Genomic DNA, 13,110 nt, shown 5'->3' on the forward strand with positions numbered 1-13,110 from the left:
TAGCTGTTGACAGTCTGACGGCCACTCGCTAATATTCGCCCCGTTCCAACGATTCCTCTGTAGTTCAGTCGGTAGAACGGCGGACTGTTAATCCGTATGTCACTGGTTCGAGTCCAGTCAGAGGAGCCAATTTCCTGTTTTTATGCATCCTTGCGAATTCCTTTCTGATATGGATTCAACAGGTTGGCGTGAAAAGTCTTCCCGGTGCATTTTGATTTTACCCTCTGCATCGGGAAAAATTGGTGGTCAAATCTGGGGTCAGGTTAGTTCGATAATGGAGTGACCCCCATATGTCTCTTACCCACGCGAAAATTCGCACTCTCAAGCCTTCTGATAAACCCTTTAAAGTCTCCGATTCCCACGGTCTGTATCTGCTGGTCAAACCGGGCGGTTCACGTCACTGGTATCTCAAGTATCGTATCAGTGGTAAAGAATCCCGCATTGCACTGGGTGCCTATCCTGCTGTTTCCCTGTCTGATGCCCGCCAGCAGCGTGAAGGTATACGCAAAATGCTGGCGCTGAACATCAACCCTGCTCAACAGCGGTCTGCTGAACATGGCTCACACACACCGGAGAAAATATTTAAAAAGGTGGCGCTGGCGTGGCACGGGAGTAATAAAAAATGGTCGCAGAACACCGCCGACCGTCTGCTTGCCAGCCTGAACAATCATATCTTTCCGGTTATCGGCCACCTGTCAGTCTCAGAGCTTAAACCCCGGCATTTCATTGACCTGCTGAAAGGCATTGAGGAAAAAGGCCTGCTTGAAGTTGCGTCCCGCACGCGGCAGCATCTCTGCAACATCATGCGCCATGCCGTCCATCAGGGATTCATCGACAGCAACCCGGCGGCAAACCTTGACGGTGTGACAACACCGCCCGTCCGACACCACTATCCCGCCCTGCCGCTGGAGCGGCTGCCTGAGCTGACTGAACGCATTAAGGGCTATCATCAGGGCCGTGAACTGACCCGCCTTGCCGTCCTGCTGACGCTGCATGTGTTCATTCGCTCCAGTGAACTGCGCTTTGCCCGCTGGCGTGAAATTGATTTTAGAAACAGAATCTGGATGATACCCGCCACCCGTGAAGCCATTGCAGGCGTGCGTTATTCAGGGCGTGGGGCCAAAATGCGTACTCCGCATATCGTGCCCCTTTCAGAACAGACTGTCGCCATTCTGAAAAGGATTAAGGACATATCCGGTGAATATGAACTGGTCTTTCCCGGCGATCATAACCCGTATAAGCCGATGTGCGAAAACACCGTGAACAAGGCACTGCGCCTTATGGGATACAACACTAAACAGGATATCTGCGGTCATGGGTTCAGGACAATGGCATGCAGCGCCCTGATGGAGTCCGGTTTATGGTCGCAGGATGTGGTGGAACGCCAGATGAGCCATCAGGAGCGCAATACAGTGCGTCTGGCATACATTCATAAGGCGGAACATCTTGAAGCCCGACGGGCAATGATGCAATGGTGGTCGGATTATCTGGGTACGTGTCATAAATCTTATATCCCGCCCTATATCCTTGGACGAGAAAAGCGCGGTACCGCCGCCTGACATATGAATTATTAATTCAGGAAAATAGAATCCCTGTCAGTCTTGACTGACAGGGATTCTATTTTAGAAGCAATACAGAGGTGCTATAGTCGAGACTAGAACACAAGTGATAAATATATTCTTTTATAAAAATTCTCAGTTATGCTTTCACTCCCTAAATAGCTGCGCCTAATACCGCTCCACTTTTGCCAGACCATGTTTTCCTCCGGGGAATGGGCTGGCGGTTTCCATAAAATGCCGTACCTTTTTCAGCAGTTGCCACATCGTACGGCATTGATGGTTGCGCGTTATCGTGTCGTGCAACGCCTGCCATAACCGCTCAACGTGATTCACCCACGGCGAGTAAACCGGCTGATAAATCACCCTGAACTTCGGGTTCTCCTTCAGCCAGCGCTGGGTTTCCCGGCTTTTGTGGATAATGTAGTTGTCCACGATCAGCGTGATGGTTTTTGCCCGCCGGTACGTCGCTTTAAGCCGCTTCAGCAGGCTGATGAACAGCGCCGAACTTTTGCTGTTGCCGCCCACGTAGCTGACTTTGCCCGTGCCGCAGTGCAGTGCTCCGGCCAGATAGTATTTTTCGTTCTGTCCCGGCGTCACCACGCGTTTTTGCTGCCCGCGCAGCTGCCAGTCCGCACCGATTTTGGGATTAAGATGGATATCCACCTCATCTTCATAAAATACCGGATGCTCTGCGCTGCATTCGTCCAGTGCTTTGTGGATTGCCGCCATCTTTTCATCCTTATGCGGGTCACGGATACGCAGAGTTGGCGCGGCCCTGCGCCATACCATCCCGGCCGATGGCAGCCAGCGGCGAAGGGTCCCGGCATGTAACTGACATCCGGTTATCTCATTGATTTTTATTGCCAGCAATTCGGTACTCCAGCGTGAACGCTGATAGCCAAAATCACCGGGAGTGTGTTTTATCAACTCACGTAATAACGTGCAGATATGCTCAAACGGCCAGCGACGGGAACGTCCTGCGGGTAAGGATTGAAGGCCTTCGACACCCGACAACGTAAACCAGTTAATCCAGCGCCCGACGGAGGAACGGGCGCAGCAGAGCGTTCTGGCGACATCGCTGACACGGTCTCCCCGGTGCAACATCAGTATGGCTGTGAGTCTGCGTGCATGATTTTTATCGCGCGTTTTATGGATAGCTTTCTGCATCAGTCGTCGTTCGTCGCGAGGAATGGGTGCTATGATCGGCATTGCTCAGTCCGGTTGGTGATTTGTGATGTTCAGCGATTGATCAGATCGCACAATCCGGACTGAGTTCCCTCAAAGTGATCTACTATTCCGCGCAGCTATTTAGATAACATTGCCATTGCTTCCTCTGGTTTCGCAGAAAGAAATCCCCTGACTCCCTTGTTAGATACAATCGCCAGCATACCTGCAAAAGATAACATAGACAGAACCAAAAAAATATTATACACACCCAAGGCATCCATTAAACCACCAAATATAAGCATTGCTAATGGCATGTTAATCATAGCAAAAAACATAAGATTTGATAAAACTCTTGTCCTCAGTTCTTTAGGCAGGTTAACCATTAACAGTGAATCAACAGTTACATTTATCCAGTTCCTGGACAAACCAATAATAAATTGGCCTATAAACAACACAACAACGTGATGATATACACCTACCAACAATAATGACAAGAAAAAAAGAGTCGATGATAGATATACTATATATTTACTATCAAAAACCCTTTTTAAATAAGGGAGACATAAAGAGCCTAATATAACACCACTCCCCATACTTGTTGTTAAAAATCCGACAAAAAATGGGGGGAGACCATTTATCTCCTTTATTATATATGGAAACGCCAATGTCATTGGAGCAAAAGCAATGCCTATAATAATGCTGTATATAAAAAAACCAGAAACAACAGGATTTTGTATTGTATATCTAAATCCCTCTTTAACATCATTCATCCACGTTGATATATTAGCACCTGCATTTTCACTTTGTGCTGAATAATGTATCAACATACAAAGAAGAAACGCCACGAGCAAACAGGCCGAAAGAAACAAGAAGGAATTTGCCACTCCTAAAAATGTGACCATCGAACCACCGAGTGCCCCCCCCAGTATCGACATTACAGAATTAATTCTCTGAGTAATATTTATGCCATCAGGAATATCATTTTCTGAAACAAGATGAGGAAGAATACCAATGGAACCCGAGTTAAAAATGATTTTCCCTGTCGTTGACAACATTTCAAATGCAATCAAAACAGCAATATTCATTTTGCCGACAATGAAGATAGCTGCAACGATGAGATAACTGACAAATTGTATACCCAGCCCATATTGCAGCAATCTCTTCTTATTGAATCGATCACCGAGAGGGGCAACTAATGGTTGAGATATCGCTGAAATTATTAAAGGAGGAACAATAATATATGATACGTATATCATTTTTTGATACTCACCTAAAACCCACCAGATAACGGCAATGGATGATGCACTATATCCCAAAGCGGTGGCTATCTGCCCACATCTGTAGATCCAAAAATTTCTGCCAAGTCTGCTGTTCATCTGCCACCTCGAACTTTGCTGGAAATCAATGTCACACATCACAACACAGAACAAATTGTACGTTTTGTGATCAAAATCAACAAACCCACACAAATTTTGTGGATTATAGCTATCGCGCATTAATTTGCGCATTGAAATAGTTCTGGAACTATCATCTAGTTTAACTTAACTAATCAGTGAAACGTGAGGTAGTAGAAATGAACGTACTTTCGAAAATCCTTAAGTTGTGTGTATCACCAGTCCGGCACTTCGGTGTACATAACGGGCTCAACGGACACCTGGTAGATAGCGCTGATACTGGTCCTATCGGGGGTTAAGTGGAAGCTTAACTGACGTTGTATACAGACCAGGACTCAGGTCCTGGTCTTATGCCCTTGACTTTAACTACATGACGCTCATAGGATTCGTATGCAATTAACAGAAAAATATAATTCACCGCATCGTTTGCATTTGGAAACAACGAAGCGCTGCAATCTGCTTTGTGAACATTGTTATGTTTCAGCCTCAGATAATTTTGAGCATCACAAATTAAAACAACTCAAAAAAACAATTCTTACGACTTCTCAAAAAGGAGCCACTCGCATTACTTTTACTGGTGGGGAATTTTTGATGCGCTCTGACAGCAAAGAGCTCATTGAATATGCAATTTCTGTAGGTTATCGCAACATATACTTTATAACAAATGGAATTTACCTGAAAAAAAGTATACTCGAGTGGCTTGCCCATTTGAAAGTTAAAGAAACCATAAAATCCTTGTTCAGCACAATTTTAGGTAAAATGAGCCCTTTGACCATAGGCCTGGGAATTAGCCTTGATGGCCTTGAGGGTAATGATCTGATCAGAAAATATAAAAATGGCAAACCTGTCAGCCATAAAAAAATTCTCGAAAAAATAAAGCTCGCTACAGAATATGGATTATATGTAACTGTAAACACTACCATTTGCAACAAAGTAACAGCAAAAGAATTGTATTCACTATATAGAAAATTACTCGCACTTAAAGTCGACAGATGGCAGATTGATCAGGTATTCATGAGTGGTAGAAGCACAACAAGTTACGCAGTACAGAATAAAGAAGAATGGCTTGATATTGCCAAAGAATCTTATTATCAAATTATCAGAGATTACCTTTCAACTTACCCTCGCTATACAAACATGCGTCTTGAAATCGTTCAATTATTTAGATCTTCAATTCTAGATAATGGCTTTAAAATTATCTCTAGCGATGTTTATCATCCATGCTCATATCAATTCGGAAGTGTAATAGTTGAAGATGGTAACAAAATTAGATTTTGTCCATCACTCAGATATAATGAGGCTGTAATTTTCAACAATGAAGAAAAAAAGATAAGTAGTGTATCATATGATGAAAATGAAGAATTCAAAAAATTCTCCGAAATGACAATACATGATCTCCCCTGTAAAGATTGTAGATATAAATTTATTGCACATGGAGGATGCAGAGGAAATAGCGTTTCTTATAGCAATGGATTATTTTCTAAAGATCCAGTATGTTGTGCACTTGCTCCATTTCTTGAGCAAAGAATAATACCTCTATTGCCTTACGTAATACAAAAACAATATAAGAATGCTATTTTCATTGAAGGAAAAATGCCAGAAGAAATTATTTAAGAAAAATTTCAATTCTGATTGAATCAGAAATACGGTCAAGTATTCAAGGTGTTGATCAGGAAGTAAGATCTCTCTTTTTGCTGAGTGTATCGAATGGCTAAGTTGACGTAAAATGCTCGTTTTGTGGTCAAACCGAGGCATTTAAAAAGCATGGTCTGGGAAAAGCTAAACATCAGCGCTATCGGTGCCAAATGTGCAGCCAGACTTTCCAGCTTGATTATGCTTATCGTGCCTACCAGCTTGGCATCAAAGAGCAGATTGTTGACCTTGCTATGAATAATGCGGGCATCCGTGGCACCGCACGGGCGTTGCACATCAGCATTAATGCCGTTGCGCGCACGTAAAAAACCCTCACCACGATGCGTAACCGCTCTGCCTCTGGATAACCTACAAATCCAGCTCATCAGTGAAGTTGATGAAATGTAGTCATTTGTCGGCAACAAAAAGCCACAGCGCTGGTTGTTGTATGCATGGGAGCCTCGTCTCAAACGTATTGTTGCTCATGCTTTTGGTCGCCGAAATAAAAAGATATTTCGTAAGTTATTGAAGCGGTTATCGAGACTTAGTGTTGCCTTCTTGTGCACAGATAAATTCATCGCTTACGACATACTGCCGAATCTAAAACACATCACAGGTAAGCTTTATACGCAACGCATCGAACGTAAAAACCTGAATCTCAGGAACAGACTGAAACGACTCAACAGAAAGACTCTGGGGTATTCGAAATCCACAGAAATGCATGACAAAGTGATTGGTACATTTATTGAGCGGGAGCATTACCTGTAATAACAGAAATCACACTTTGAATACATGACCAAATTATACCTACAATAGATTATTGCATTTTATCATATCTAACAAACCACTTTTTTGCACAATCACAAATGATAACTGAAATGGAGGCATTCGTTAAAGCAACTTATCCACCTGATATTACTATGAAAAAAAACAAATAACGTTTACTTACTAACAAAACCCAAAAGCCATTCTCGCCACTCTCTTTTGTAAATCTCCATTTTAAGGAGAAAAGACCTATTTAACAAGTGAATAGCACGATCACTTAACAGTATGAGAACGACCTGTATATTATCAACCGATATTCACTATCACCACCGTCTTATTCTCTATCAGATCATTGACAGATAAATACCTGCACTGTTGGCGTGGAAGTTATTGTTTCGGTAATCCCCCCGAAAAACCGGTGTGTTCATAAGTAGAATTTTCTCGTAACCTGAACCGGGGAGATCTCTATGAAAAAATCACGTTTCACTGACAGCCAGATCATGTCCATCCTGAAGCAAGCCGAGGCAGGAACGCCGGTGGCCGAACTGTGCCGCGAGCATGGCATGAGCAACGCCAGTTTCTATAAGTGGCGTTCACGCTTTGGCGGGATGGATGCTTCCATGATGACCCGCCTCAAAGAACTGGAAGAGGAAAACCGTCGCCTCAAAAAAATGTATGCTGAAGAGCGTCTCAAGGCCGAAATTATTCAGGAAGCCATGGCAAAAAAGTGGTGAAGCCATCGCGTCGAAAGCAGATGGCGCAAGAAGCCGTCAGGAGCCGAAACGTCAGCGTGCGTTTTGCCTGCCGGCTGTTTGTTGTCAGCGAAAGTTGCTATCGCTACCAGCCGCAACGAAATGAAGAAAATGACGTCATCGCCGACTGGCTGCTCCGTATCACTGACAGTCAGCGTAACTGGGGATTTGGCCTGTGTTTTCTGTATCTGCGTAACGTAAAAGGTTTCCAGTTTAACCATAAAAGGGTGTACCGGATTTATTGCGGGTTGTCGCTTAACATGCGGATCAAGCCGAAAAAACGACTGAAACGGGATAAACCTGAGCCACTGATGGTGCCTGAAAGTGGCAACGAATGCTGGTCGATGGATTTCATGCATGATCAGCTATCGGATGGACGTTCTGTTCGTTTACTGAATGTTATCGATGACTTTAATCGGGAAGCGCTGGCGATTGAGGTGGATTTTTCCCTGCCAGCGAGTCGGGTGGTCAGAACGCTGGAGCAGCTCATTGAATGGAAGGGAAAACCAGCAGCTATCCGGTGCGATAACGGGCCAGAATATACAGGCAGGATACTGATGTCATGGGCGGCCCGACAGAATATAACCCTGCGTTTTATTCAGCCCGGTAAACCTCAGCAGAACGCTTATATTGAGCGATATAATCGTACAGTACGCTATGACTGGCTAAATAGCTGCGCCTAATACCGCTCCACTTTTGCCAGACCATGTTTTCCTCCGGGGAATGGGCTGGCGGTTTCCATAAAATGCCGTACCTTTTTCAGCAGTTGCCACATCGTACGGCATTGATGGTTGCGCGTTATCGTGTCGTGCAACGCCTGCCATAACCGCTCAACGTGATTCACCCACGGCGAGTAAACCGGCTGATAAATCACCCTGAACTTCGGGTTCTCCTTCAGCCAGCGCTGGGTTTCCCGGCTTTTGTGGATAATGTAGTTGTCCACGATCAGCGTGATGGTTTTTGCCCGCCGGTACGTCGCTTTAAGCCGCTTCAGCAGGCTGATGAACAGCGCCGAACTTTTGCTGTTGCCGCCCACGTAGCTGACTTTGCCCGTGCCGCAGTGCAGTGCTCCGGCCAGATAGTATTTTTCGTTCTGTCCCGGCGTCACCACGCGTTTTTGCTGCCCGCGCAGCTGCCAGTCCGCACCGATTTTGGGATTAAGATGGATATCCACCTCATCTTCATAAAATACCGGATGCTCTGCGCTGCATTCGTCCAGTGCTTTGTGGATTGCCGCCATCTTTTCATCCTTATGCGGGTCACGGATACGCAGAGTTGGCGCGGCCCTGCGCCATACCATCCCGGCCGATGGCAGCCAGCGGCGAAGGGTCCCGGCATGTAACTGACATCCGGTTATCTCATTGATTTTTATTGCCAGCAATTCGGTACTCCAGCGTGAACGCTGATAGCCAAAATCACCGGGAGTGTGTTTTATCAACTCACGTAATAACGTGCAGATATGCTCAAACGGCCAGCGACGGGAACGTCCTGCGGGTAAGGATTGAAGGCCTTCGACACCCGACAACGTAAACCAGTTAATCCAGCGCCCGACGGAGGAACGGGCGCAGCAGAGCGTTCTGGCGACATCGCTGACACGGTCTCCCCGGTGCAACATCAGTATGGCTGTGAGTCTGCGTGCATGATTTTTATCGCGCGTTTTATGGATAGCTTTCTGCATCAGTCGTCGTTCGTCGCGAGGAATGGGTGCTATGATCGGCATTGCTCAGTCCGGTTGGTGATTTGTGATGTTCAGCGATTGATCAGATCGCACAATCCGGACTGAGTTCCCTCAAAGTGATCTACTATTCCGCGCAGCTATTTAGGGCAGTACCTGTTTTCCTCGCTGGATGAATTGCAGGACTATGCCACACGCTGGCAATGGTTTTATAATCACGAGCGTCCGAATATGGCATTGAATGGCTACACGCCGATGCAGCATATTCAACGCATGACCTGATTCTACTTATCACCTCCGTTAAAAATGGGAGGATTACCTTTCTTAATTTTTCTGATAATATACATAAAGAGGTGATATCATGCCAAAAACCGCTCTAAGATTAACTATCGATAATAAAATGCCCGCTTGGGTTACTATCCCAGAAGCCGTCGAGATCGCGACAGAATCAGCAAAGAAAAAGATCACCCCCAGCGATATCTATCGTCATGCCTTAAGCGGAAATATTATTCTTTCAATTTATTTCCAGTCACCCGTCATACTTAAAAAAATACAAATCAGCAATGGAAAGTTAAAATTCAGACAACTGGAAGGGGAATTGATTGACAAACTGTGTCTTCTTGATAACAGAGGGTTTACTTACGGAAAAAACTTGATTCTAAGCACAGAAGATAAATATATTCATCCCATGCAACAGATTATTGATACGACACTAATGGGTTATGAATATGTTTTGCTGCAAAGAATGCTGGCACATGAACTTCATTTTTCCCTACCGATTACTGGAGGAAAAACTTCCAACTACGGCATAACTGTCAATTTTCTAGGAGAGGCATATCAAATCTTTGAGAAGATGACCTGGGTAAAACGTGCTAAAAAACAAATTGCGAGATTACCTCAAGATATCTCACATAATCTTATTGCTCAGATATCTGAAAACACTCTCAGAAAATATCAGCAAAATGGGTATTTCCCTCTACATGACTTACCACCAGATGCTCGTTTTGTCATACGTCAGGAGGAAGTTGAGAAACTAATTAATTTAAATATAAAGAACAAAGAATTGCCTAACTCATCAACACGTATGACTACCCCCTTATCCCGCTTGTTCTGGCTGGCCTGCAAACATAATGATGCAATCAGCCCACTGCTGAAACATCCATATAAACTTATCTCTATTTTTGAAATATGGGCATCAGATGACGGTATCACAGAATCTTTGAGCGCTGAAACTTTGAAAAATGCTCTGGAGCGTGGTGCTCCTCCCTCAGCATTCTTATCCCGCTAAACACATCCTTACATGATTAAACCCAAAACCAATAATAAGGGTGTCATGAGCCTTATTAAGGGATTACCTGCTTTCCAGAGTGTGAATACTATGTCTTTTATAAACTCCAGCTGTTATCAGGTTCTTTTAGTCACAGGAGAAAAATATGACTTCTCATCATTTATTACGACTCAAACAAGTTGAAGAAAAAACTGGTCTGAAACGTTCTCAGATATATCTATACATGAAAAATGGCTCGTTCCCTCGGTCAATTAAGATCGGCCCATCCAGTGTGGCATGGCTGGAATCTGAAATTGATGAGTGGGTCGACGTCAAATTAGGTAACCGCAAGGGTTAATTAATCGTGAACGATGAACTTGCCTTTCGAAAGGCTTTTTCATCTTACATTCACTCGAATTTAATTATTTATTCTTATTTCCTGAAATATAGCGTGAGGAGACGACAGGATGATCCCGTCACTGAATTACGCCGTCTTAACCGACGCTTTAAATGCTCTCAAAGAGGGCGATATTCGCCACTGTGAGTCTCTGGGATTCACGTTTGACGAAATGAACGCTCTTAATCTGTTATCGCTTGATGAACTGTTTATGGTCAGCCGGGCTGCGGCACCTTTTGTTTCCGTCAGTATCCGCCATGATGTTCTGCTTCATTTACTGGCTCGGGCCCGACAAGAGCACAAACGCCAGGAACAGATTAACCAGGCGATCCGACTGGGCGGGTCGATAGCCCTGCTTAACCAGTATTTTGGTCTCACCTCCAACGAAACATGTCTTCGTCGCCGCTTGCTGAGTGTCAGCGTGCCGTATGGCCGGACGCCTGAACCAGATGAAGAGACAGATGCCGAAATCTGGCGGCAATGGCAAAAATGTCGGGTGGATAACCTTGAATCCTCCGACGCGCTGGCCGCCATGATGCAGGTGACGGAAAAGCTGTTGCCGGACGCCGAAGGTCTGTCTCTCACCACCATCTGGAAGCGCATCACACTCTGCGAAAAGGAAGCCGCCAACAGGAGGGCATCAAATGCCGGATGAGATCGACCGCGATCAGGAGTTCAATGAACAACGACTGGAAGAGATGATTGAACAGAGCCGTTTCAAACCAGGAACAACACCATCATTATTCCACTGCCGTTTGTGCGGTAAACCTATTCCTGAAAAACGACGGCAGGCGCTACCAGGCGTAACAAACTGTACGGAATGTCAGGATAAACTTGAACGCCGTCGTTGTTAAATGTGAACCAAAAGACGTATGAGTAATAAATGCTCATACGTCTTTATCTGTATCAGAAAATAAAAATAAATCCCCATAATTTACTTCAACTTCATTTCCTATTCTCCCATTTCTTTATTTATCCATCCGGCTAACTCTTTCATTTTTGTTTTGAGTTTATCGTTTATGACTCGATCCAGACCTCTCATACTGAACACGCCATTACAGAATGGTTGCCCTAATGGACGTTAATTCGTCCGGGCCGGGTATTGCTCTTTAATAATACGGAACGGGCTGTCACAAAACCACAATTCAGGATGCCGCTGAATGTTCTCGCTGACCCGTTAAAACCGGAATGCAGAATCGGGACGTGATCGAAAAATATTATTTTCTACCATTTATTACAAGGGCTCATCATGAGAAAACCCGATTATTATGCATATGTTGCCCAGGAAAGTCAGCCGGCTACTCAGGGCGAGAAAAATACGTACTGGACAAAAGTCGGCGTTGCCTTTGCTCACCACGGTAAAGCCGGTCTGAATATTGTCCTGACGCCCGGTATTGCCGTCTCCGGCAAACTGGTCCTGCTGGAACCCCGCGAGGAAAACAGTGCGCAGCAGAGTACGGCTCCTGTCGAAACCGCGAAGTAATCCCTTTGATTCTGACTCCACAGCATGCAGCGTCTGTAGACCCTGCATGCTGTCTGCTCTCTGAGGCCCATCATGCTTTCCACCACTGCCTTTCTGGCGGCGGCCATGCAGTGCGCCACCAGCATTCATCCGTCCACGGCACTCGACGTGGCGCGGGTGGAATCCGGTTTTAACCCGTATGCCATCGCCGAGATTGTTCCGAACTCCGGAGAATCTTCCGGCGATAAACACGTTAATTCTCACCAGCCAGTCAGTCGGGGAGAGGCAGAGCATATTCTCCGCCGCCTGATGTCTCAGGGCCGCCGTTACTCTGTTGGACTGATGCAAATCACCAGTACTAATTTCCGCCATTACGGCGTCACTGCCAGCGCCCTGCTTAACCCTTGCATCAATCTGTCGGTATTTGAGCGCATTCTCGCCGACTGTTACCGTCGCGGCGGCACCCTGAAACGGGCGCTCAGTTGTTACTACTCCGGCAACTTTGAAACCGGCCAGCGACCGGAATCCGCCTTTAACCGGACAAGCTACGTGCAGCGCATTGGCTATGTCGTCCCGTCCACCCGGGAAGACCGGCAGCGTGACCCTGACCGGAACGCGCAACCACCTGTCCGTTATCCCGCCGTTGTGCTGCGTGGCGAGCCTGCTAGTGCCACTGCGCCGGTCCTGACTTCCCTGCATTATCCCGGTTCCGTCATTCGCGGCGCTATCCCTGTTATCCCTGATGAGGAGAAATGATCATGCGTAAGTGCCGTTACTCCGTTGTTGCTTCCGTGCTGCTGCCTGCACCGCTGCTGGCGGCAGACAGCGGATTTAACAAGGCCAATGAGACACTGAGCAATACCTCGACCGGCCTGCTGGGACTGGCCGCTGTCACTATCACACTGGCGACCATGTGGGTGGGCTACAAGGTGCTGTTCGACGGCAAGAGCCTGCACGACATGCGTAACGTCATCATCGGCGCGATCCTGATTGTCGGCGCGTCCGGCTTCGGTGCCTACTGGGCATCATAAGCGAGGTAA

12 protein-coding genes, 1 tRNA gene and 3 pseudogenes are annotated in these 13,110 nt (G+C 46.0%); 13 read left to right on the forward strand and 3 right to left on the reverse strand.

All coding sequences use genetic code 11. The features are described from left to right. Positions 1–53: 53 nt before the first annotated feature. A tRNA-Asn gene (locus tag J2125_RS02000) sits at positions 54–129 on the forward strand. A 161-nt stretch (positions 130–290) separates the two neighbouring features. After that, positions 291–1,559, forward strand: coding sequence for a tyrosine-type recombinase/integrase (locus J2125_RS02005; protein WP_209499437.1), 1,269 nt, complete (start codon positions 291–293; stop codon positions 1,557–1,559). A 168-nt stretch (positions 1,560–1,727) separates the two neighbouring features. On the opposite strand, the gene J2125_RS02010 is transcribed toward J2125_RS02005, so the two are convergent. Then, positions 1,728–2,768, reverse strand: a complete 1,041-nt coding sequence (locus J2125_RS02010; protein ID WP_209499438.1) for an IS630 family transposase — start codon at positions 2,766–2,768, stop codon at positions 1,728–1,730. A 95-nt stretch (positions 2,769–2,863) separates the two neighbouring features. Next, complete coding sequence (locus tag J2125_RS02015; protein WP_209499439.1) at positions 2,864–4,102, reverse strand: MFS transporter; 1,239 nt, start codon at positions 4,100–4,102, stop codon at positions 2,864–2,866. Positions 4,103–4,510: 408 nt separating this feature from the next. On the opposite strand from J2125_RS02015, the gene J2125_RS02020 reads away from it, so the two are divergent. The 3 genes and pseudogenes from J2125_RS02020 to J2125_RS02030 form a co-directional block, all read left to right on the forward strand. Further along, entirely contained in the window at positions 4,511–5,734 is a 1,224-nt protein-coding gene (locus J2125_RS02020; protein ID WP_209499440.1) for a radical SAM/SPASM domain-containing protein, read from the forward strand. A gap of 101 nt (positions 5,735–5,835) precedes the next feature. Further along, positions 5,836–6,520 (forward strand): annotated as a pseudogene (locus tag J2125_RS02025) (IS1 family transposase); the annotation flags it as partial. Between the two features lie 464 nt (positions 6,521–6,984). Further along, a pseudogene (locus tag J2125_RS02030) lies at positions 6,985–7,937 on the forward strand (IS3 family transposase); the annotation flags it as partial. An 11-nt stretch (positions 7,938–7,948) separates the two neighbouring features. Here the strand turns inward: J2125_RS02030 and J2125_RS02035 are convergent. Next, complete coding sequence (locus tag J2125_RS02035) at positions 7,949–8,989, reverse strand: IS630 family transposase (RefSeq protein WP_209499438.1); 1,041 nt, start codon at positions 8,987–8,989, stop codon at positions 7,949–7,951. Positions 8,990–9,088: 99 nt separating this feature from the next. Here J2125_RS02035 and J2125_RS02040 point away from each other — a divergent pair. From J2125_RS02040 to J2125_RS02075, 8 genes and pseudogenes are all read left to right on the forward strand, one after another. After that, positions 9,089–9,226, forward strand: a pseudogene (locus tag J2125_RS02040) (integrase core domain-containing protein); the annotation flags it as partial. Positions 9,227–9,305: 79 nt separating this feature from the next. Next, complete coding sequence (locus J2125_RS02045; RefSeq protein ID WP_244987142.1) at positions 9,306–10,232, forward strand: hypothetical protein; 927 nt, start codon at positions 9,306–9,308, stop codon at positions 10,230–10,232. Between the two features lie 145 nt (positions 10,233–10,377). After that, positions 10,378–10,569: an AlpA family transcriptional regulator gene (locus J2125_RS02050; protein WP_209499441.1), complete on the forward strand. Its 192-nt coding sequence runs from the start codon at positions 10,378–10,380 to the stop codon at positions 10,567–10,569. 109 nt (positions 10,570–10,678) lie between these two features. Further along, positions 10,679–11,263 carry a DUF2857 domain-containing protein gene (locus tag J2125_RS02055; protein ID WP_209499442.1) on the forward strand — a complete coding sequence of 195 codons (585 nt, stop codon included), beginning with the start codon at positions 10,679–10,681 and terminating at the stop codon, positions 11,261–11,263. Further along, complete coding sequence (locus J2125_RS02060; protein WP_209499443.1) at positions 11,253–11,462, forward strand: TraR/DksA family transcriptional regulator; 210 nt, start codon at positions 11,253–11,255, stop codon at positions 11,460–11,462. The genes J2125_RS02055 and J2125_RS02060 overlap by 11 nt, the downstream gene beginning before the upstream one ends. Before the next feature lie 395 nt (positions 11,463–11,857). After that, on the forward strand, positions 11,858–12,091 hold the full coding sequence (locus tag J2125_RS02065) for a hypothetical protein (RefSeq protein WP_209499444.1): 234 nt from the start codon (positions 11,858–11,860) through the stop codon (positions 12,089–12,091). A 72-nt stretch (positions 12,092–12,163) separates the two neighbouring features. After that, complete coding sequence (locus tag J2125_RS02070; RefSeq protein WP_209499445.1) at positions 12,164–12,826, forward strand: lytic transglycosylase domain-containing protein; 663 nt, start codon at positions 12,164–12,166, stop codon at positions 12,824–12,826. Then, positions 12,823–13,101, forward strand: coding sequence for a TrbC/VirB2 family protein (locus J2125_RS02075; protein WP_075324485.1), 279 nt, complete (start codon positions 12,823–12,825; stop codon positions 13,099–13,101). Before J2125_RS02070 ends, J2125_RS02075 begins: the two co-directional genes overlap by 4 nt. The last annotated feature ends 9 nt before the right edge of the window (positions 13,102–13,110 follow it).

Origin of the sequence: Winslowiella toletana (genome assembly GCF_017875465.1) — a bacterium.
Classification (GTDB): domain Bacteria; phylum Pseudomonadota; class Gammaproteobacteria; order Enterobacterales; family Enterobacteriaceae; genus Erwinia; species Erwinia toletana.